17 protein-coding genes are annotated in these 22,300 nt (G+C 39.3%); 8 read left to right on the plus strand and 9 right to left on the minus strand.

Annotated elements, in window-relative coordinates:
* Positions 1-10 precede the first annotated feature (10 nt).
* Both sucD and sucC read right to left on the minus strand, forming a co-directional pair.
* Entirely contained in the window at positions 11-910 is a 900-nt protein-coding gene (gene sucD, locus UABAM_RS01415; protein ID WP_151966203.1) for a succinate--CoA ligase subunit alpha, read from the minus strand.
* On the minus strand, positions 910-2,079 hold the full coding sequence (gene sucC / locus UABAM_RS01420) for an ADP-forming succinate--CoA ligase subunit beta (RefSeq protein ID WP_151966204.1): 1,170 nt from the start codon (positions 2,077-2,079) through the stop codon (positions 910-912). The genes sucD and sucC overlap by 1 nt, the downstream gene beginning before the upstream one ends.
* Before the next feature lie 204 nt (positions 2,080-2,283).
* On the opposite strand from sucC, the gene UABAM_RS01425 reads away from it, so the two are divergent.
* From UABAM_RS01425 to yaaA, 5 genes are all read left to right on the plus strand, one after another.
* Entirely contained in the window at positions 2,284-4,683 is a 2,400-nt protein-coding gene (locus UABAM_RS01425) for a serine/threonine protein kinase (protein ID WP_173013071.1), read from the plus strand.
* An 8-nt stretch (positions 4,684-4,691) separates the two neighbouring features.
* Complete coding sequence (locus tag UABAM_RS01430; protein WP_151966206.1) at positions 4,692-6,416, plus strand: bifunctional metallophosphatase/5'-nucleotidase; 1,725 nt, start codon at positions 4,692-4,694, stop codon at positions 6,414-6,416.
* Positions 6,417-6,433: 17 nt separating this feature from the next.
* Positions 6,434-7,657 carry an ATP-grasp domain-containing protein gene (locus UABAM_RS01435; RefSeq protein ID WP_151966207.1) on the plus strand — a complete coding sequence of 408 codons (1,224 nt, stop codon included), beginning with the start codon at positions 6,434-6,436 and terminating at the stop codon, positions 7,655-7,657.
* A gap of 83 nt (positions 7,658-7,740) precedes the next feature.
* The gene (locus tag UABAM_RS01440) at positions 7,741-8,262 is read left to right on the plus strand and encodes a hypothetical protein (RefSeq protein WP_151966208.1); all 522 of its coding nucleotides are present in this window, start codon (positions 7,741-7,743) and stop codon (positions 8,260-8,262) included.
* A gap of 15 nt (positions 8,263-8,277) precedes the next feature.
* Positions 8,278-9,045, plus strand: coding sequence for a peroxide stress protein YaaA (yaaA, locus tag UABAM_RS01445; RefSeq protein WP_151966209.1), 768 nt, complete (start codon positions 8,278-8,280; stop codon positions 9,043-9,045).
* A gap of 11 nt (positions 9,046-9,056) precedes the next feature.
* Here the strand turns inward: yaaA and mddA are convergent, their stop codons facing one another.
* Positions 9,057-9,785, minus strand: a complete 729-nt coding sequence (gene mddA / locus UABAM_RS01450) for a methanethiol S-methyltransferase (RefSeq protein ID WP_151966210.1) — start codon at positions 9,783-9,785, stop codon at positions 9,057-9,059.
* A 78-nt stretch (positions 9,786-9,863) separates the two neighbouring features.
* Positions 9,864-11,606: an adenylate/guanylate cyclase domain-containing protein gene (locus UABAM_RS01455; RefSeq protein WP_151966211.1), complete on the minus strand. Its 1,743-nt coding sequence runs from the start codon at positions 11,604-11,606 to the stop codon at positions 9,864-9,866.
* Positions 11,607-11,857: 251 nt separating this feature from the next.
* On the opposite strand from UABAM_RS01455, the gene UABAM_RS01460 reads away from it, so the two are divergent.
* Both UABAM_RS01460 and UABAM_RS01465 read left to right on the plus strand, forming a co-directional pair.
* Positions 11,858-14,770 carry a protein kinase domain-containing protein gene (locus UABAM_RS01460; RefSeq protein WP_151966212.1) on the plus strand — a complete coding sequence of 971 codons (2,913 nt, stop codon included), beginning with the start codon at positions 11,858-11,860 and terminating at the stop codon, positions 14,768-14,770.
* A gap of 10 nt (positions 14,771-14,780) precedes the next feature.
* Positions 14,781-15,320: a hypothetical protein gene (locus UABAM_RS01465; RefSeq protein ID WP_151966213.1), complete on the plus strand. Its 540-nt coding sequence runs from the start codon at positions 14,781-14,783 to the stop codon at positions 15,318-15,320.
* A 66-nt stretch (positions 15,321-15,386) separates the two neighbouring features.
* Here the strand turns inward: UABAM_RS01465 and UABAM_RS01470 are convergent, their stop codons facing one another.
* The 4 genes from UABAM_RS01470 to UABAM_RS01485 all read right to left on the minus strand — a co-directional run bounded on the left by UABAM_RS01470 (position 15,387) and on the right by UABAM_RS01485 (position 19,709).
* Entirely contained in the window at positions 15,387-16,115 is a 729-nt protein-coding gene (locus UABAM_RS01470; RefSeq protein WP_151966214.1) for a site-2 protease family protein, read from the minus strand.
* 63 nt (positions 16,116-16,178) lie between these two features.
* Entirely contained in the window at positions 16,179-17,120 is a 942-nt protein-coding gene (locus tag UABAM_RS01475) for an isopenicillin N synthase family dioxygenase (RefSeq protein ID WP_151966215.1), read from the minus strand.
* 626 nt (positions 17,121-17,746) lie between these two features.
* Positions 17,747-18,955 carry an SGNH/GDSL hydrolase family protein gene (locus tag UABAM_RS01480; protein ID WP_173013072.1) on the minus strand — a complete coding sequence of 403 codons (1,209 nt, stop codon included), beginning with the start codon at positions 18,953-18,955 and terminating at the stop codon, positions 17,747-17,749.
* Between the two features lie 7 nt (positions 18,956-18,962).
* Positions 18,963-19,709, minus strand: a complete 747-nt coding sequence (locus UABAM_RS01485) for a SpoIIE family protein phosphatase (protein WP_173013073.1) — start codon at positions 19,707-19,709, stop codon at positions 18,963-18,965.
* 107 nt (positions 19,710-19,816) lie between these two features.
* On the opposite strand from UABAM_RS01485, the gene UABAM_RS01490 reads away from it, so the two are divergent.
* Positions 19,817-21,070: a serine/threonine protein kinase gene (locus UABAM_RS01490; protein ID WP_173013074.1), complete on the plus strand. Its 1,254-nt coding sequence runs from the start codon at positions 19,817-19,819 to the stop codon at positions 21,068-21,070.
* A gap of 43 nt (positions 21,071-21,113) precedes the next feature.
* Here UABAM_RS01490 and UABAM_RS01495 read toward each other — a convergent pair whose 3' ends face one another.
* The gene (locus tag UABAM_RS01495; RefSeq protein ID WP_151966219.1) at positions 21,114-22,253 is read right to left on the minus strand and encodes a hypothetical protein; all 1,140 of its coding nucleotides are present in this window, start codon (positions 22,251-22,253) and stop codon (positions 21,114-21,116) included.
* Between the last annotated feature and the right edge of the window lie 47 nt (positions 22,254-22,300).

Below are 22,300 nucleotides of genomic sequence, written 5' to 3' on the forward strand. Positions count from 1 at the left end.
TATTGATGTACTACTTGTTGAGTAGATTTTTCATGGTGATACCTATTTCTGCTGGACTAGGTGCAACAACAATGCCGTTTTCTTCCAAACAAGCAATTTTTTCCGCTGCTGTTCCTTTTCCACCAGAGATAATTGCGCCTGCGTGTCCCATGCGTTTTCCTGGAGGGGCGGTGCGACCTGCAATAAATCCCACAACAGGTTTTGTGAAATGTTCTTTTATGTAGCGAGCGGCGATCTCTTCATTTTCCCCACCGATCTCACCAATCATAATGACACCCTCTGTACCTGGATCTTTATTGAAATCTTTTAATAGGTCGATAAAAACACTTCCAATGATGGGGTCTCCACCAATTCCAATACAGGTAGATTGTCCTAAACCTTCATTTGTCAACTGCCATACTGCTTCATAGGTCAAAGTTCCACTACGTGAAATGACACCAATCGTTCCTGGTGTATGGATGTACCCAGGCATAATTCCAATTTTACACTGACCTGGAGTAATAATTCCTGGACAGTTAGGACCGATTAAACGGCAGCCTTTTTCCTGGACATACCTAGCAGCTTTCGCCATGTCAATCGTTGGAATACCTTCGGTAATACAAATAATAAGAGGTATTCCAGCATCTGCGGCTTCCATAATAGCATCAGCAGCTCCTGGAGCAGGAACATAAATCATCGTCACATCAGGCTTTACCGCGGCAACGGCTTCATTAACGGTATTAAATAACGGTAGCGGATCATACTCTTTACCATCTCCCGCATCGATAGGAGCTGTTGTGCCACCTTTGCCTGGCTTTACACCACCAACAACCTTTGTGCCATAAGCAATACATTGTGAAGTATGGAATAGGCCGGCACGACCTACACCTTGGCACAAAATTCTTGAATCTTTTCCTACGAGTATACTCATTAGCTTGCTCCTCCTTTAGCTGCTTCTACAACTTTGTTTGCAGCTTCTAACATACCAGTCGCGGTGATAATAGGTAGATCTGAGTCTGCAAATATTTGTCGACCTTTTTCTACATTTGTTCCTTCGAGGCGAACAACTAGAGGTACACTCAACTGTACTGCTTTTACGGCTTCTATAACACCTTGTGCCACGACATCGCATTGTACGATACCGCCAAATATGTTCACGAGAACCGCTTCGACATTAGGGTCTGAAAGGATAATTTTGAACGCTTCGGTTACGCGCTTTTCACTAACCCCGCCACCTACGTCCAAAAAGTTCGCAGGTTCTCCACCGGCCTGCTTGATGATGTCCATGGTTGCCATGGCAAGCCCCGCACCATTTACCATACAGCCGATGTTACCATCTAATTTTACATAAGAAAGATGTAGCTCTGCGGCTTTGAGTTCTGTTTCATTTTCTTGAGTACTGTCGTGTAATTCAGCATACATTGGATGACGAAACGAAGCATTGTCGTCAAAGCCAATTTTGGCATCTAGTGCCAAAACTTCACCAGTTTTCGTAGTGATTAGAGGGTTGATTTCCATTAAGGCGCAATCGGTTTCCAAGAACGCCTTTGCTAAACCTTGCATAATTTGGCAAACAACGCCAAGTTGGTCTTTACCGAAACCTAAACCGAAAGCCAAGCGGCGTGCTTGAAAAGCTTGTAGTCCTAAGCCAGGATCTACAGGTTCTTTCAGAATCTTTTCCGGGGTATTTTTTGCAACTTCTTCAATTTCAATACCACCTTCAGTTGAAGCCATAATAACCGGGCCTAGAGCACGATCAACTACCATACCAACATAGTACTCTTTTTCTATGTCAGCACCTGGACAAACCAAAAGTTTGTGTACAGGTACACCTTCAGCGGTGGTTTGTGGAGTAACTAGTGGTTTGGACAAAATCGTTTCTGCAACTTCTTTTGCCTCTTGTGCGGAACGTACAAGTTTTACTCCTCCGCCTTTACCTCTACCACCTGCGTGGACTTGAGCTTTGACAACTGCAAGTTCTGATCCCAGTGTTTCATATGCGCCAGCAGCTTCATCGCCGTTATTTACGACGACGCCCTGTTGGACGGGAACATTGAATTTTGCAAGGATTTCCTTGGCTTGATATTCATGAATATTCATATATTTTATTTGCTACATCTCACCGTAGTTTTTAATTTATGAGGTGTAACAACCTTTCGAGAATCAACTACTTGAATTACTGAGTACAGGATTTCAAAAAATATAAAATTTCATTGTGAAAAAACTTTATTTTTCATACAATCTCGAAAGATTGTAGTTTGTTTTTGTTTTTTTGTCAAACACCTTCTAAAAAGGCACATGACTATGGCAGATAAGCACCCCATGATCGGTCGAGTTCTTGCGGACGATTATAAAATAGTATCATTTCTCGGACGAGGAGGCATGGGGTCTGTATTTAGTGCACGCCAATTGTCTTTAAATCGGCAAGTGGCGATCAAGCTGTTTCCCACCTGTGACATGACAACAGCTGAGTTGCAAAGGTTTGAACGAGAAATTGCCACAATGGCAACGATTTCGCATGCAAACATCGTTACGGTATATCACCGTGATAAATTTGGCGACCCCCCCACATTATTTTATGCAATGGAATTAATGGAAGGTGGTTCACTACGCAACTACCTAAATCAAAACGGCAAAATGCTCCCCAATAATGTGTTGCGTCTTGCGCGTCCTGTCGCTGAAGGGTTGTATTATGCTCACCAAAAAGGTTGTATACATCGCGATATAAAACCCGATAATTTGCTATTTGACCGCAACTATCGCAATCTCAAGGTAGCGGACTTCGGTATTGTAAAACGTAAGTCTGATGCAAGTATAACAAAGACCCAAGCAATGGTAGGAACTTTTGTATATGCATCTCCTGAGCAAATGCATTGGTATGAGACAGATGAAAATGTCGATGAATTAGAACTAGATGAGCGTGCTGACCAATATGCCCTTGGCGTTGTTATGTACGAAATGATTTGTGGCTGTCCACCATATCAGGCAAAAAACATGGTCAGCTTAATGAAATCACTAAACGAACCTCCGGTTCCGTTATCAGAGCGTGTAGGTGTCATCAGTCCCAGCTTAAACTGGTTAATTTCGACAATGATATCGCGTCCACGTGACGAAAGATTTTCCTCTGATGAGGAACTATTAGCGGCGATGGATAGCGTTGAGTTAGAAGTAGCAGCCTCTGTTTCCACTCGTGTTTTACTCCCGAAGCAATCGGCAACAATAGCACCTACGGCATCGAAAAAAAGTCTTTCGGAAACAGAAAAACAGTTTATTCAGAATTTGCAAACAGTTACCAATAACGAATCCTCTGAAGTTATCCGTAAATACAAGCGAATTTTACTCATTTCGCTCGCCATACTATTTTCTCTTATCGCAGTTATTGGCCTGTATGAGCTATTTTTACACAATAAAATTATTACGCGTAAGATACCGGTTGTTGCTAATGTACAATATGATGTTACACCGCCAGCCGACTATACGAAACCGCAGATATACATCGAGTCTTATGTTGCCAATGCCCAAAAAATTCCAATCGTCGCTCAGACGAGGATAAAACCAGGTAGCTATACTATATTTATTGACTTTCCTGGTTATACTTGTTTACAAAATAAGTCGACAATCACCGTAACAAAAGAACAAAATACGTTACTTCTCAACATCAATTTTGTCGCAAAAAAGCGACTCGTAAACACTGAAGTTACGGATATTGCGACAAAACAACAAGTGACCCCGGCATCGTTAAAAATTGACGGCAAAAAAGTACAAGGCGAATTTTTACTAAAGCCCGGTACACATAAGGTAGATCTTTACTTTCACAGTCATGAAGAAATTCATAGCGATATAGTTGTTACTCCGGCGGAAAGTCCCGTCCAATTAGAATTTTACCTCCGCCCACTTCGCGAAATCATTTTGAATTTAGATACGGTGGTACAAAAAGTAGATGGTAGTTACTACCCGGTGGAGGTTTGGGTGGACAATGTACCTCTCGATGAAAAATACTATAGATATGACGTGAAAAAGTCGCGATTACATTGCTTTATCAAAGTCCCGTCTCATGCAAAAAATATTATGTTGCAAAGTGGCTATTTTTATCAAAAAGTTAGTATAAAGGAAATCTATCTATTAAACGATTTACCTAACATAGATGTCGAGCGTTTATTAAAACATTTAGCTTCGATTGCTAAACGCGAAGATCTTTCACTGCAAGTGGAGAAATTACTCGGCAATGATCTGGAAAAAATACAGAGTTTGCCACAACAACAAAAACAAATGCTGTATAAATTTTTAGTTTCACTTCTTGAAGGAGAAAATCCCAACTTGCAAGATCCGAGTTGGAAATTGAGACTTTCTTTGAGTAAAGCAGAAGCGAAAGAGGCAGAGTACTTCAAGAAGTTGCTAACAATAGACGATTTTGATGAAAACCTCCGTCAGTGGAAAAGTTTTTCTAAAAAATATAGCCAAAGCGTATTTGCCAGTAGGGCACTTAAGCAAGTAGAGTACTATCAAAAAGTTGTTAATTACCGTAAAATTTTACAAAAAAGTGTGAAAGATTGTTATTTGAGTTTAAGTGAAAAAAGGACCATTTTTAATCTGAAAAGTAAAATTGCCGACGAAGATGTGAAAAAGATTCATTTGGTCGTAAAAAAATATCTTAAACAAGTTAATTGCGGTGAAAGTCTGGAACAGATGTTGAGTGAAAAGTGAGGTAGAGAATGCAAGTCTTTTTGTCTATCGTGTTAGTATTACTTGCCGTTGGGTGCACAACAAATCAAGTGTCGTCTCCAAATTCATTGACGGAACAGAAAAACCCTACACAACAAACGACAAACGCTATAAACCAAAATGACGTGTCGCAAAAAGGTATGGATACTTCTAGCGCCACCGAACAAAATGTAGACAATCAAAATGTAGATAGTAACATAACTGAAAACGATTCGCGCCCTGTCGAAGAAATTCATAAATATGGAGAACCTCAAGATACGAATCAAGAAACGCAAGATACAAACCAACAACCGCAAGAAACAGATGCTTCTGATGACAAAAAAGATACAAAAATTTTGTATCTGACATCTTGGGAAGCTAGTTTATTGCCGCAAACTCATAACAGAAAAAAGCTAGGTGGGTTGGCCTATTTAACCCAAGCGGTAAAAAAAATAGAAGAGTCTTCACATGTTGTATTGTGTACGACAGGAAACTTTTTTCGTGGCGATGTCAAGGATCGTCGTCCTGTGGTCAAAGCGTTAAATATCATGGGACTTGATGTATGTAATATCAGTAACTTAGAACTGAATTACGGTTCCGAAGAGTTAAAAGACAAATTAGAAGACGCGCAATTTACGCCATTGTGCGCGAACATATACGAAGGAAATACACGACTCTTTTCTTCGCACACCATCGTCCGCAAAAATGAAAAGCGTATTGCTTTTATTGGATTGACCTCTCGCGAAGCCGCGGTGCAATCTATTCCTCAAGCAGTGGAAAATCTTATATTTCGCAAACCTGCAAATGAACTACAAAAAATACTTGCTAAACTAAAAAACAAAGCAGATATTGTTGTTGTTCTCAGTAATTTGCGGCACAGCGATGACATCGAAATCGCCAAAGCATTTCCCTCTGTAAATTTAATCATCGGACGCCACGATGTCGATACACAGAATCGCTTTGTAAAAATAAACAATACGATGATTGTTCGTTCAAGTAAAAAGAAAGGCGTACAACTCGGAGAGGTAAATATTACCGAACTCAGCACACCACAATTCCACGATATTGGGCCTGACGCAAGTAAATTCAATCGTGCAGACTCTGAAAGCACAGCGCTTATTGCCGCATGGCAAAATATGGAAAAAATTCGCAGTGAAGTGTTGTGCCAATCGAAAACTTTCTTAGAAGGTGAATATTCACAAATACGTCAGAAAGAGACAAATCTCGGAAATTTACTCGCTGACATTATGCTAGAAAAAAGATCACAAGCCGATTTTGCGATCATCAATAGTGGTGCTATTCGCGCCTCAATATCAATCGGAGATGTGACTTACGGAATGGTTTTAGATGTTTTGCCCTACCAAAACAAAGTGGTGGCGCTAAAGATCTCTGGTAAAGCTGTTAAGGAAGTTTTAGAGAATGCTGTGGCACGTTATGAGTCTATTCCTGGAGCATTTTTGCAAGTGGGAGGAATGTCTTTTCACTTCTCTGAAAGCAAACCAATATTTTCGCGTGTTTCTGAAATCAAAATACAGGGGGAGCCTTTGAATTTGAATAAAGAATATGAAATGCTTACCTTAGATTACATTGCTTCAGGAGGGGATGATTACATTATGCTAAAGGAAATAGCGCCCCACTACACATCAAATAAGGGTTTGCCCGATATCATTGCTGATTACCTACGTAAAAAAGACAATGTATACCCACGCTTAGAACAACGTATTGTAAAAGAATAATGGAGATATAGATCAACATGGATGTATACTACCATCGCATAGAGGGATTTCACGGATTAGACAGCATAAAAGGTATCGAACGTTATGGCAAAAGAGCTGCGGCGTTGTGTAACTGGGAAGACGTATTGTTGCTCGATTACTACCCAGGGATCAAAATACCCATTGAAGAGATTGAACTACTAAACACCGCTGGTTTAGGTCCAAAACCGCAAAATATATTTGCGGTAAATTTTTCTTCTTCACAAACTTGGGAACAAAATTTACAGAAAAACCGTGAAGTGATCGAGACATTGGAGAAATTTCCCCTCAAGAGATTTATGCCTTTTACCTCAAAGTCGCCTGTTGTTCACGATTTAGTCAAACATTTAAATATTGAATATACATTCTGCACAAAAGAGTTGGCATTTTGGGGTGAAGACAAAGGTTCGCTCATTGAACTAGGTCAAAAATACGGGCATGTACCACTTGGATTTACCTGCCATAGTAAAAGCGAATTTATAGAGGCATGGCAACGTCTTGCGGCGCGTGACGATTTTACAGGGGAAGCAGTGATTAAACCCTTCCAGGGAGCTTCGGGGTTACTCTCCACTATTGTCAAAGACAAGGATGGTGTTGAAGCATTTGTCAGTAACCATGAATTACCAGGGGGAGGTGTAATTCAAGAGTGGCATAGTTTCGTCGCCTCACCTTCCATCAATTACTGGGTTCACGACAACGAAATCGAAGAGCTATTTATTAGCGATCAAATATTTGAAGATGCTCCGCCTGCTTACGGTAAGGAGGGAACATGTATCCACCGTGGCAATGTTTTTCCTAGCAATTGCAGTCGCGATGTTATTGAAAAAATTAGGAACTATGCACGTCCTATTGTGGAAGATTTTATGCAACGGGGTTATTGTGGGCCTATTGGTTTTGATACGGTTGTTACCAAGCAGCAACAAGTGTGGATCGTCGAAGCAAACCCTCGCGTTACAGGACCGCACTATGGGTATTTTGCCGCAAAGAAAAAAAAGGCCGCCGCCTTCCGTTTAAGTAATGAGCAAATCAAAGAAGGCACAACCCCCCAACAACTCTATCAACATTTGCAAGATCTGTTTCTGACAAAAGAAGGTAGTGAAGGATATTTTATTTATAATTTCTCCAACGGTAAATTCACCGGCGTTGTCCTTGGAAAATCTCGCGAAAATATCGACCATATTTATACTGTGCTACAGCAAAAACTTCGTGAAATACGCGATTAAAACATGAATACGTACTTAAATGAACACTAACGAAACCGTAAACAAAAATTATTGACAACATGCCTACGTCGCGGTCTCATAGAATGCCTCGAAAAAAGAAAGGTTTTCCCATGGGAAAAACATTAAAAATCGTTACCCTATTTTTTACTTTGTGTTTTCTATCACTACTTGCCATTGCTTATTTTTATAAGCAACATCCAAGTGTAAAGACGTATATTGATCAAAGTCTAATTAGTTCAATTCCCTATTTATGGGACCTTATCATACATGCTGAACACTATAAGATAAAAATTGAATGGATTTTATATGTGCTGTTAATTACGATGATTGTAGGGTACAAAACCGGATTTTTAGGAACTTCAAAAGATCAACCGAATGCGGCAGCCAAGACAGTAAACTTTTCTCTTATTTTATTTATACTTTTCGTGGTCGCAACCATAACTGTATACTTTTGGCCGTCAAACCACATTAATCTGGTCGTAATGCAATTTGATAAAGGACCAGAGTTTTTTTCACAGGCCAAGTATGTTTTTGATGTTGTGGTCATTGGCTATCTACTTTTTTTCAACGTGATGCTGATGTCTGCCATCAACAAAGATGTTTAGGAAAAAGGATACAAAATGCTATATGTAATATCTCCCTCGAAAACTCTAGATTTTGAAACACCAGTGAAGATAAAAAAACATTCGCAAATCTTATTTGCCGACGATGCGCAAAAATTAGTCAACAAACTACAAAAACTTTCACAAAAGAAGTTAGGCGAATTTATGAACATAAGTACAAAATTAGCCGAACTCAACTATGAAAGATACCAAGATTGGGAGCCACAGTTTACTGTAAAAAATGCGCGGCAAGCAATGTATGCTTTTAAAGGAGATGTTTACGCTGGTTTAAATGCCCAAGACTTCAGCGGACATGACGCAAATTTTGCACAAAAACATTTGCGAATTCTTTCCGGGTTATATGGAGTTCTTCGTCCTCTAGACCTAATCCGTCCTTACCGTTTAGAAATGGGACGCGAACTAAAGGTAGGCCGTAGTAAAAACCTATACAACTTTTGGCAAAAAAAAATCGCCGAGGTGTTAAAGGATGACTTACAAGAATTAAAGGGCAAAACGCTAGTGAATCTAGCTTCGAATGAATACTTCTCCGCAGTAGATACCAAAAAACTCGACTGCGAAATAATAACTCCGGTGTTTAAAGATTTAAAAAACGGCAAGTACAAAATGATCAGCTTCTTCGCCAAAAAAGCGCGCGGTTTGATGGCACACTATGCCATAAAAAACCGTATAAAGAATATTGAAGACTTGAAGAGCTTTGATAGCGAAGGGTATTACTTTTCACCGCAAATGTCCGATAAAAAGCAGTTAGTATTTTTGCGTGACTAAACAATAAACGATCATTTGATATTTTTCTTTGGAAAAGGCAACAACATCGATACCTCTTTCTGGTACTCGCTGTAGTCTTTTCCAAAGTGACATACCAAATCCCTTTCCTCAAACCAGACTCCTATGACGATGTACAACGTAGTGCCAATGGCAAAAATCAAATGCCCAACCGTCATGGTCGGCGCTGCCCAAAAAGCAATAAAAAATCCCAGCATAATGGGATGACGTACCACACGATACAAAGCAGGCTTTTTAAAGCCATGAGCGCGCACATTTTTATTCTTTAAATGAAAAAAGATCTGCTTTAGACCAAATAATTCGAAATGGTCGATCATGCATGATGAGGAAAGTGTGATTAACCATCCCACAGCGCATAAGCCAAAGACGGCACTTCGTACCATTGCATTTTCGATATGCCAAACAATGCCAAGCATTGGTCGCCACTGCCAAAAAAGAATGATAAGTACGACACTCGACAACAGCACATAAGTGCTTCGTTCCGCAGCTTTAGGGATATATTTCGTCCACCACCGCTTAAAACCTGGCCGCGCCATAACACTGTGCTGTAAAGCAAATAAACTCAGTAGAGCAATATTTACCGTGAGTGATTGGAAGAAAGAGCCCACGACACCACCATTTATGTCTTTCGGTACGATAAAGTTTCCCGTAAAGCCAACAGCATAAAGAAATGTCACAAAAAAGATGAGATAGCAAATTATTCCATAAATAAACGTAACCATAATACCCTAACAGTTGTAATTGTGAACGTAGTCGTGACCGTGACCGTGACCGTAGTACCGTAGTCGTGACCGTGACCGTTACTCCCTATCATGAGAAACTTTTGTGAGTATCTCATAAATCGCCACAGGATGTTTTTTTCCTTTTACCGTTACTTTGTCAAGAAAACGATGTGGGATTTCCCCTTCTATAAATTCTAAAGTGACATCTGTGGTGATAATTCCCGCATTGTATTTTTTCGTCAAATCTTCTAAACGCGAAGCAGTATTTACGGCATCGGCAATTACTGTACAATCCATGCGTTCCGATTCACCTATAATACCTAGCATTAGTGTTCCGGTATGAATTCCCACACCTATTTTCAGAGGGTACTTTGGTTTTGCTTCATTATTGTATTCGTCGATTTTTTCGATCATTTCTCTTGCGGCTTGTAAGGCATATATCGGTTCACCAGGGAAGATCGCCATGATTGCGTCACCGATATACTTATCGACAAATCCGTTGTACTTGCGGATGATAGGAACTATTTTTTGTAGGTACGAATTGATGAAGTTAAAATTTTCTTGCGGTGTCATATTTTCGCAAAGTGAGGTGAAAGAGCGTATGTCGGAAAACAGTACGGTTGTTTTCATTTCGATCTGATCACCTAATGCTACTTCGGTAATATTCTCATATCCCAAGAGTTCCATGAACTTCCAAGGAACAAAACGACTACATGCCTTGTTTATTTTTTCCAATTGCAGATGAGTGTAGTAGAAACGTCTTTCTAAAATAATGGCAATACTCATCATAAATACAAACATTCCCCAGTGAACGATTGGTTTTGACCATGTAATCATTTTCAATTTACCAAGTACATCGTATGTCGCAAACGAAATCAAAATGATTAGACCACCAATAAAAATCTTGGCGTTGTTATTTCCTTGAATAACAGCACGAAAGGAAACGAAAAACACCAAACCCGCACTAAAAAGAAATAAACAATGGAATCCTATCAGGCTTGTTGGCCACCATAGAGGGTCAAAGATGGCATAAATCAAGCAAAAACTTAGATAGCAAGTATGCAATTTAATCGATGTGGCAATAAGTTGTCTTGGACCTGCGCCAAAAATTTGCATAAAAAAACAACAAAAGAAAATGGGCAACGAGTACAAACTTATGTATTCAATATACAACCACCATAAATCAGAAACAGGGTAAAAACTTTTAATTTGCAACCAGCATATTGTGTACGCTCCCAGTGCCAGAGAAAAACTTCCGAGATAGATGAGAATCGTTTGCGTTTTGCGGTGAAAAAAAAGTAGTAGTGAAAAAATACCTAAAAAAATATAAATACTACCCAAAATAAGACGTCCAGACTCTTCTTTTATTGTTTCAATATAGTATTTATCCGTTTCTGTGATAAATATGTCCTCAGTTATTCCAATTTCGCTTAGTGAAGAACGAATGCACAAATAGACGTATTCGTTTTGTGTTATGTCTGTCGAAATTTTATGTAGATCTCCATAGGAGAAAAATTGTTGTGAGGAGTAAAAATCACCATGTTGATAGATAACTTGTTGATGATCCATCACCGTAAAGTGATGATAAATCGATGGTATGCAAAGCGCGGGCTTTGTGTAAGAGTGCTGAGGGATTTGAAATCTGACCCACAAATACTTATCTGAGGTATTGTGAAATAATGGAATATTCTCTGTGATTTTCCATTCCGTAGAGATTTGCGTAAAATTATTTGTATCTTGCCATTGATACTGATAATTTTTGATAAAAGTTTGTGAGTAAAGATTTACCAAGAAAACAAGAGCGAATAGTATACTTCTCATCGTAATCTCCGTTACTCAGGAATTTTGAACAGTTATAGACGATTGCAACATGGATTGGTAGAATAATATACATTCCTTATATCACAATCGCTATTTATTTAGTAATTTTTTATGGAAGTTTCTAAAAAATATAGGATATTTTAGAAGAGTACCACCACCTATGAAAAAATAAACTTGGAAACGCGTATTTACAACTTCGCAGAAAAAGAGACAATGGTTTTTTTGAATGGTGGAAACCAAAGGAGTAAGTGGTGAAAATTGATGATGCAGAACTAGCCAAAAGAGCATTGACTTTCAGTTATATAGAAGGCAACGAACTCGCGAGATGTCTAAAAATACAGAATAATATGCGCCAAATAGGCAAAGATGTTACTCTTGCGCAAATTTTTATCCGCGAAGGATGCTTGAGTAAAAAAGATATTGAAAGCATTATTGAACTGCGCTTTGCACGGTACAACATTCTCAAAGAACTTGGTAAAGGTGGTATGGGCAAAGTGTATCAAGTGTACGACCCTAATCTCAATAGAACCATCGCCATTAAAATTCTCAAAAGTGACTTTGGAGAAGTCGGTGTCAAACGCTTTAAAAAAGAAGCAAAGGCAACGGCACTTATGGCCCACCCCAATATCGTGAGTGTTTTTGACATTGGTTGCGAAAATGGGCAACATTACTTCACTATGGAATATATTAGTGGGCCAACACTTGAAAATTTGAGCAAAAGCAATCGGCTAAGTTGGAATAAAATTGCCACGATTATGATGAAAGTAAGCGAAGCAATACACTATGCTCATGGTAAAGGAATTATCCATCGCGATTTAAAACCCGCCAATATAATCATGGAGAACGAAGAGCCCAAAGTCATGGATTTTGGACTTGCTAAAGTTCTTTCGGAAAATAATGAACTTTCCAAAAGTGGCCAAGTCATGGGTACGGTGTTTTACATGTCCCCAGAACAAGCCCGTGGAGAGACACGCGAAATAGACGCGCGCAGTGATGTGTACTCTATGGGGGCTATATTATATGAGCTTTTAACCGGACGTCCTCCCTTTACCGCCAATTCATTTTCTGAGCTCATTTCTCAAGTTGTCGGACGCGAACCACAGCCACCACGTACCATAAAAAAGCTCATTCCTAAAAATTTAGAAAATATTTGTTTGAAGGCATTGGAAAAAAATCCCGAAGATCGTTACCAAAGCGCTGCCTCTTTAGCGGATGACTTGTTGCAATATCTAGAAGGGAAAAGCGTTGTTGCCACACAAAAGACATGGATTGATCGCTTCATTAAAAAGGTCCAAGGTAGCAAAACCGCGGGTGTGGGGTTGAGTATTTTATGCATCATATTGTTCATATTTAGTGTCATGTGGGTTGTTTTCGAAGTACAAGAAAAAGATCGCGAAAAATTGTATACCTATAAAAAAAATCAAGAACTACAGATCAAAATTTCCAAAGAATTAAAACAAATCCAGCCTTTTATCAACCGCATGCGCGAAAGTGACGCGCAAATTACGCTGTTTTCCCAGTATCGACAAAATTTATTCATTCTTGAAAAATTACTGCTTTTGGACCCGGAACACATTCAGGTAAAACAAAGTCTGTACCTTCTCGAAAAACGCCTTGGTTTTCTCGCTTTGCAACAGGATAACTTTTTTCTCGCGGAGCTATCTTTTGAAAGGTGTAAAAGTCTCGACCATGAAAATGGAACGCGATTGTTGGAACAACTACAAAATACCTACCATCAACGTTTTGCTGCACAGGAAAAAAAAATAACAAAAATCATGCAAGACTTGCAAAATGCATCAGAAGAGTTGTGGGAAGACTATGTGGTACAAATACTACGTATGAAAAATTCGTTTATTTGCGAAAAACTTTTTGAATATTTCCAGGCAAAAGACCTATTGCAAAGAGTGATGGCCATCGAAGTTTTGGGGAGACTTCGCGATCCCAACTTGATATTTGCTGGTAAAGAGTTGGTCACTATTTTTGTTGATAGACTTTCCGCGATCAATGTACGTACCAACATGCGCGAAGCAGAAGCGATTATCTGGGCGCTAGGAAGGCTAAAAGATATTCGCGCCAACGATGCCATTTTCGATGTACTCCACGATATGGAATACGATTCTTTTTTTTATAAGCGTACGAACTTACCTTTTAGTTGGATTCCAATGCCACTACGCGAAACAAATATGGTATTGTCTTCTGAAGAATGGGACCGTCGTGGCTCAATGCATTTTTTCAAAGGTAACCTTCGCGAAGCTTTGAGTCACTTCACCGAGGCAATCTATATTGATCCACAAAACGCCAAAGCATATAACCACCGCGGGGTAACTTATGCAATGCTACGTCAACCTCAAATGGCATATAGGGATTACAATGCAGCCATACAAGCCGATCCCGAGAATACCAAAGCCTACAGTAATCGCGCTCTTCTTCTAATTACCAGCGGAAAAGCACAGCAAGGGGTCATGGAATTAACAAAATTAATAGATCGCGATATGAATGATCCAAAGGGATACTTAAACCGCGGGACCGCTCTTATGATGCTCGGGCGTGTGGAAGAAGCGATACGCGATTTCAAAATGTCTTTGCAGCTTGAACCAAATGAAGCTATGCCACATAATAACTTAGGTGCTTGTTATATGAATATGAAACCACGGCGAACAACACAAGCAATTGTGGCCTTTACCAAAGCCATTGCCTTAGATCCATTTTCGCTCGATTCCTACAGCAATAGAGCGCTCGCTTACAGAATTGAAAAAAATTATGACGCCGCCATAAATGACATGGGACACCTGATACGCATTCAGCCACGTTATGCCAAATACTATGATTTGCGTGGATCTATAAAAAAAGACAAGAAAGATTTCACTGGGGCAATAGAAGACTATACTCAGGCGATATTCTTGACTCCTCAAGTACCTTTTTTTTATTTGAAACGTGGTAAAATTTACACGCTGATGAACGAGTACGCCTCTGCAGAAGAAGATTTCTCACAGGCAATTGCCCTGGAGCCAGAAATGTTTGAAGCATACTATGAGAGAGGCAAAGTACACATAAAAAACAAAGAGTATGGCAAAGCACGTGTTGACTTTTCATACGTACTACAACTGAATCCACGCTTTAAGGAAGCAAACAAAATCAAGAAGTTTTTGTATCGTCAAAAATAAGGAGTTTGTGGTGAAAAAACGAAAATTTGCTTTAGAAAGACCCAAAGAATATCAAGAAAATACCTATATCGGAACCCTTGGCGAATTGCAACGGGCTGTACAAGAGGAAGAACAAGTGGGTATGGAGGCCGATCTTCAAGAAAATATACCACCAAAACCGCAGAGTCAAGAGGTGTTGCGAAAAAATATCGATAGTACGCCACAGCATCGAAGTATACCGGTGACAGGTAAAAGAGTTCTTCCCAGAATAGGACGTAAAGGAACACGTAAAGTCGACCCAATGCATATAGCCATTCGCTCGGAAAAAAAACCTGTTCCTTCAAAAAAAGAAAAGCACAAAAAACACGGCTTGGTGTGGTTTGTTGTTTTTTTACTACTTGCAAGTACGTATGTTCTCAGTTTTGAAGTGGTCAAATATTCTTTTCCCAGTGCAAAAAATACTATAGAAACCATTTACTATCCCGTGAGTAAGATCAATAAGCACATAACTATTTTACCTACAATACAAAAATCAACTTTGACACTTTACAAAAAAATATTGGGAAAGTAGATGGATGAAAAAACAATTCCGTTCCCGAAACCGTTCGGGAACGACTCTTTCTAATCGCATAAGTCACTATGAATATTCAATATCTGGATAGAGAACTTTGAGTACAAACCATGAAAGATATTTGGCGATATGGAAATTATAAACCGATAAAGCGATCATAAGTCCAATCAGTGAATTGATCGGCGTCCAGGCCACCACTTGATATCTTCGCGCCATATCTTCCGACATGAATAATTTAATAATAGAGCTGCCATCCAGAGGTGGAACGGGTATTAAGTTAAAAATAAACAACAATACATTCAATGAAAAAAAGATACTCAGGGTAGTGGCAACACCAATCATAATATGGCTGTCCTCGGCAACGGGGGAAGTAAATTGTGTAAGTCCTATCAACCCGCCACTCACACGTTGAGGATGTGTTAACCATCCATCATGTAAACCAAACATAATAATCGTGTATGCTGATATTGCCAAAAAGAGATTGGCCAGAGGACCTGCTAGTGCCATTAGAGCGCTGCGTTTCGGATAACGATCTGCCCACGCGACATTGTAAGGTGCACTTGCCCATCCTAGAGGCGCGCCACCTAAAAAATAACAAATAATGGGGACAGCCACCAGTCCGACAGGTTCACGTTCAATATGTGGCATAGGGTTAAGAGAAACTTGACCACCGTAGTAGGCTGTCAAATCACCAAACTTCATCGCAACGTAAGCATGCGCTGCTTCGTGTAATACAGTCGATACGAGAAGTACAAGATAGCATGTAATACCAAAGGCTAGGAAATTCGAATCCATTTTGCATTCCCTTCACAGGCGAAGAAATACTCTCATGTAAAACATGAGAGTATAACAAAAAATTTATACTTTTAGACCATTTTCTACCAGTCTTTGATGTAAAAATTCACCTGCTGTGATATCTGAATAGAGTTTGGGGTGCTGTTTGTCAACACAACTTTCTAGACTAGCTAAATTGACGTCTGGTCTAGGGTGCATAAAAAAAGGAATGGAATAACGCGGTTGGTGCATTTTTTCAGGAGAGGGGTTGACAACGCGATGAACTGTTGATTTGAGGCGGTTGTTTGTCAGACGCGATAACATATCACCCACATTAATCACAATGCTCTCAGGATCTGGTTTAACATCGATCCACTTGCCATCAAGTCTTTTCACTTGGAGTCCTTCTGCACTTGCCGACATGAGAACCGTAATGAAGTTTATGTCGCAATGTTCTGCAGCTCGTACAGCGGAGGAGGGGTAATTTTCGAGAGGAAAGTAGTGAATAGCGCGTAGAACGCTGTTGCCCAAGGTGACTTTTTCCTTGAGAAAATCTTGAGGAAGATTGAGAAAGAGCGCAAGCGCTTCAAGAATCGAAAAACCGATGTTTTCAAGTGCTTTGAACGCTTTTATGTTTATTTTGCTAAAATTAGTTATTTCGCTAGGCCAAATATTGGTAGGATACTTGCGTTCTCTCTCCTGACCAACATGAAAAAATTCTTTTAAATCTGCTTCTTTAAATCCCTTTGCGCGTTCGCGCATTTTTCCGGTGTACCCTCGTTCACCACAAAGTTTTTCATCGTAGTATTTGTTTTTGACTTCTTCGGGTAAATCAAAAAATTGACGATATATGGCAAATAATTTGTTTATGAGAGGCTCGTCTAAGTTGTGATTTTTGATCGTAACAAACCCTAATTCTTGATAAGCCTTACCCAAGTTGTAGATAAACTTTTGCTTTTTGCCTTCATCACTACCGAGAAAATCTTGGAGGTTTAGCGAGGGGATTGTATCGTAACAAGGTTTCATCTTTTTCCCCGATCACATTCACCATGCACAAAATTACTCTGTACATAAATTATACAAAAATACAACATACTGCGTTACATTTATCATAATTTTGTTTGTTATCAAGTAAATTTTGTCTTTTTTTAATACTGAATTCGAGATGCAATCGCAGTGTATGTTGCATACTCTAGAAAAACTCTACATCACAACATGCAATTTTTGCCAAAAAAAATTGCAAAAAAATGATATTTTTTTTGCAAAGGCAATCTACTTAAAATGTTTCAAAACAAGCACTTAATGCAATGAGTTAAAACCATTTAACGTTGTGTTATTGTGCGATGCCCTCCTTGCCGGCTGATCGCCGGCGACCCTCCCTGTGGGAGGGTTTACGTATAGCACTTCGTAATAGAAAAAACGACACGTTGGTGCGCGATAAATACCATGCTTGGTTGACTCGAACCAAAGTTGCGTTTTTTTCAATAGTTTTTGAACTACGTAAACTCCCCCGTGGGGAGTAATCGGCGAAGCCGATTGTGGGGGCATCGCATACTAGCATATTTACATACGTATAGACCGTTACCAGCTCTGTGGGCATCGCATACCAGCATATTTGCATATCTATAAACTCAAACCAAAGTTGCAACGCACTAATGACGCGAAGTAAAATATACCTTGGGTATTGTGGGCAAAAGATGTGACGAAATTTCTTGCGCTGCGAGGTGGTAACCTTTGATAGTCGGATGCCAAAAATCACGGTAGTAAATGGGCTTTTCATTTTGCGCTTGGTAAAAGGGGTTGTATAAATCGAGAAAAGACAAGTCTTGTTGTAAAATGACTTGTGGGGTGATGTGTGATGGTTTCTTCGAGAGTTGATATTGACAAGGAAAAAACACGAAAAGTGTTTTGATATTATGCGATCGACAAAAGCGCTGTATTTGCAAAAGTTCTGTCTTTGTTTGCGCTAGGTATTGAGCAAATTTATCATTCTGTGGAGAGTCACACAATTCGCGATTGACAGCGAAATAATTTTGGCGTTTCGTTTTGCTGACGTATAGCATTTTCAACAGTAATAAAAAGCGACTATAGGTAAAAATATTGTCTTGTGCTAAAGATTCAAATCCGGCAATATTATCGCCTAAATTTTCAAAAAAAATATTATCTGTTACGTCGTTGAGGACAACAGAAATGACGACGAGATGTGGATTGTATTTTATACCTTCTTTTACTAGGTAGTCATATTCTTGGGAAGGTGCATAACCACAAACACCTGCGTTGATAGTTTCGACGTTTACACGATGTTTTTTTAGACAATTTTCTATTTGGTAGGGTAGCGTATCACGATCCTTTTCAATCATAAATCCAAATGTTACGGAGTCGCCTAAGTAAAGTATTCGGTAACTTTGTGAACGTTTATAATCGATTTCTTTACCACGAACACCTTTAGCATTTATGGAAAAGGGCATTCCGAGAATACGTCCTTTGGCGTTGGCTTGTAATTTCCAGCCACGGATATCGTCTTTTGTATATATAGAGCGCAAATCCACAAAAGGTACAAGGGCTAATTCGCATATGACAAATAGCGATAGTATGCTACTTGCGAAAATAAAGGCGTACTGCCAAAAATGATTCATTGCTGTCGTTTTGATGGAAAAGGAAATGTAAAACAGCGTAAAACCAATTAGTAAATAAATGAATTCTACACAAAATATTTTGTATTTGCTTGCGGAGAAGTGAGAAAAATGAAAGTAACGTGTGTTGAGAAAGTCGAGAAAAAAGTAGTTGTAAAATAACGCATTTGTCAGAAAAAAAATTGCCCAAAACAACAAAACTCTGGATATCTTCGATGCGGAATACATGACGTTCCTAACGCTGTATATTTTCAATAACAACAAGAGACATATCATCGCCGTCGTGCGCAAACGTGTTCAAAAAATACGGCACCACTTCATTAAATTGTAGTGACAAGCACTGCTGGTTCATTTGGGAAATATCCAACATGGTTTGCTGTGGATTTGCAAAATCATCTCCGAGAAAACTGTCGGTCATCAAAATACAACGTTTCACATCCTTCGCGGTATGGCATACAAATGCACGCGAGGAACTTTTCCAAATGTCTTCGTCAAACCACCCGAGTTTTAAGCCAAATGAAGGCTGCGAAGATGGTGGTTGCCACAGTGTTTGGCCTTGCTGTTGAATAAGGACGTGCGTTCCGTACCCAAAATTCGCAAATGTCAATTCATTGCCACATAAGGCTGCGAATGCAATACACAGTTGCGTGTCACACTTTTCTTTGTATTTGCGCAGAATGAAATTTATCTTGCGGCAAAATTCGTAGAGATTTTGCGAGGAAAAAGACGTTTGTAGAAAGTTATGCCACTCGCTATCAAATTCTTGTCGGCATTGATCCCAAAGTTGTTGTGCCCAGTGGCCATGCCCGGTGGCATCGGCGATGTAAAAACACAAATGACCATCGCAATTTACATCAATGGCAAAACGATCTCCTCCCGGAAACTCGTTATGGAACGCTTTAAAGGCGCATTCGACTTGCCATTTGTCATTTTTATAGTTTTGTCGTGCGTTGTCACAAAAATTGTCAGAATAAATATGCATAACTGTTCTCATAAAGATAAAACTTTAGTATAATCTTACTTTATCTTAGGGCGTGACGTGCCCTAATAAATACTTTAGCACAAAAAACATTTTCAATGGAGAAAAAAGTGTCAGAAGAAAAAGAAATATCCTCCTTAGAAGGACTTGCTTTTCATTCTACATCGACATATGAATTGGTAAATGAAATTGGCCGCGGTGGGATGGGCATTGTGTATCTTGCAGAAAAACACAGTGAAGGTGTCTGCGATTTGCTCGTTCTCAAAACAATCAAAAGTTTGTCCAGCGAATATTTCGATATGTTGAAAAAAGAAGCAAATATCGCTACACAACTACGTCACGAAAACATTGTGAAAACATACGGGTTAGAAGCTTTTCCGGTAGATTTATTTCCTCAATATTTTCAAGAAGATCTCAAAACACTTGAATACAACAAACTGCGCCAACAACCAAAAAAGAAACCTTTGGTATTTCGACGACATTTACGCCGTTCTGGACGTTCGCGTAAACTAGTCACTCAAAACAATAACGAAACAAAGCAAAAATTGTATCTCATTGTAATGGATTATGTAGAAGGAACAGATCTGGGTAATCTATTTCGCGCACACCGTCGTAAAAAACTGTTAATACCACCGGTGCTAACAGCATTTGTTGTCAGTCGCATTTGCCGTGCACTCGATTATGCTCACAACCACATCATCCACCGCGACGTTTCTCCTGAAAATATACTTATTAATAATCACGGTGTGGCCAAGCTATCTGATTTTGGGGTGGCAGTTGGTGGTAAAGAACAATTGGGGCTTCTGATGGGAAAACTGAACTACATGGCTCCAGAACAACTTCTAAACCCCCTTTATGATCATCGCGTCGATATTTTTGCCTTAGGAGTAGTTACTTATTTTTGCTTAACAGGTATCAACCTATTTGCAACTCCTTTTGGTATGGGGTTGGAGGAACAAACTGATTACATTCGGCGTCTCCATCAGGAAGAAATTATTCCTCCGGCAGAGGTGATGAAAGATATACCAAAAATTTTGTCAGACACCGTCATGAAAATGTTAGAAATCGATCCAGAAAAACGTTACCAAACCGCAGGAGAAATATGCGACTGCCTAGAGCAACAATATATGTATGCCAAAGGCTTTGGCCCTACAAATAACTCGTTACAAGCATACTTGGATATCTTTGAGTCCAATTTTGAGAATTACACACAACAGCAATTGCGGCAATTGCGTTTCTTAGAAGGAAGTGATGGGAAATTACAATTACGCCGTTACATCGCCCAAAACAAGTATACTGGCAGGGGTTTAGAACTTATAAAGAAATTTAAGGGTACGCGTTTGCGTAAAATACTGGACAAATAGAAATGCGTACAAACTCGAACTTCTAGAGGTATAAAAGCAGGGGTTATGAATTTTCAACCTTGGGTGGTAGCAAAATATGTGGAGGGACATGCAGATTGTCAATGTCCGCAAAATAATCGGAATGGAAAAAGAATTTTTCGATAACATAGATAGCATCGAGAACATTTTCTCGCTGTATAGGTTGTTGGCTATCCCCTAGTTGCGCGACAACGCAAAATGTCGCCAGGGAAACGGCTAAACTCAAGTAACATAGGGCTTGTGCAATATTATCGGTGAAGTACAATTCACTGCTGAATAGCAATATAAAAAAGTAATTCTCCATTACCTCAACAATCTCTTGTTGGGAAAAATATTCACGGTATAAAGAAAAATATTTTTGTGTGGCGACGGGGGGAATATTTTCTATATCAGAAATTCCCAGATAATCTAGAAAGTAAGAAATAACAGGGCTGACTTCGTCATCTCCTGAGTTTTCCTGATACCAAAGTTGCCAACCTAAAAGAGTGTAGTATAGGTGTTTTTGTTCGGAAAATTCGGGCGTGTTGTACGGTTGTTCACAAACATCTTTGATTTGTTCAAAGGTAAAGTACTCTTGCGGAGTTTTCGTAAAAAAGCTCCAAACATGTGCGAGAAAAGCGCTGTCGTTATAATTGCGCAAAAGTTTTTTGTGAATATGATAAAAACCTTGCCAGTTTGTGGAGACTTTTTCCGTAATCTGTACTGTTTTTACATGTTGTAAATCTGCTTTTAGCGAAAATTTATTACCAACAGAACGCGCGGGATTGACAAGAGTAAAATCGTTTTTTTCCAGCAACATTTGCAATGTACATGGACAGGCCATTGAGGCATTAATATAAGATAAATTAGGTGTTTTAAGGGCATAGAAGGGGTATGATTGACAAATAATGGGTTTTCCTTCCAGCCCAAAATTGGCGTGCAAAAAACACTTTTTGTCCACGAGGAAAGAACAACGATTCTCACATGTTTTGGTATAAACATCTGTGATTTTACCGTTGTCATCTTGTATCGTTTCAAAGCCACAACCTTGCGGCCAATCTTTTTGAGGTATGGTTTTTAAATTTGCGAGAATGGTTTCTAGTTCTTTAGGGCTGACACTGATATTCCAACGGTGACAACAGTAGCCTTCTTCAAGGCAACGAAACTTTTGCAAAAAAGCAGGCATTACATATTTCATTAGTTTAACGAAGGACATTCTTTGCTATACAAAGA

This window comes from Candidatus Uabimicrobium amorphum, assembly GCF_009002475.1.
Classification (GTDB): Bacteria; Planctomycetota; Uabimicrobiia; order Uabimicrobiales; family Uabimicrobiaceae; genus Uabimicrobium; species Uabimicrobium amorphum.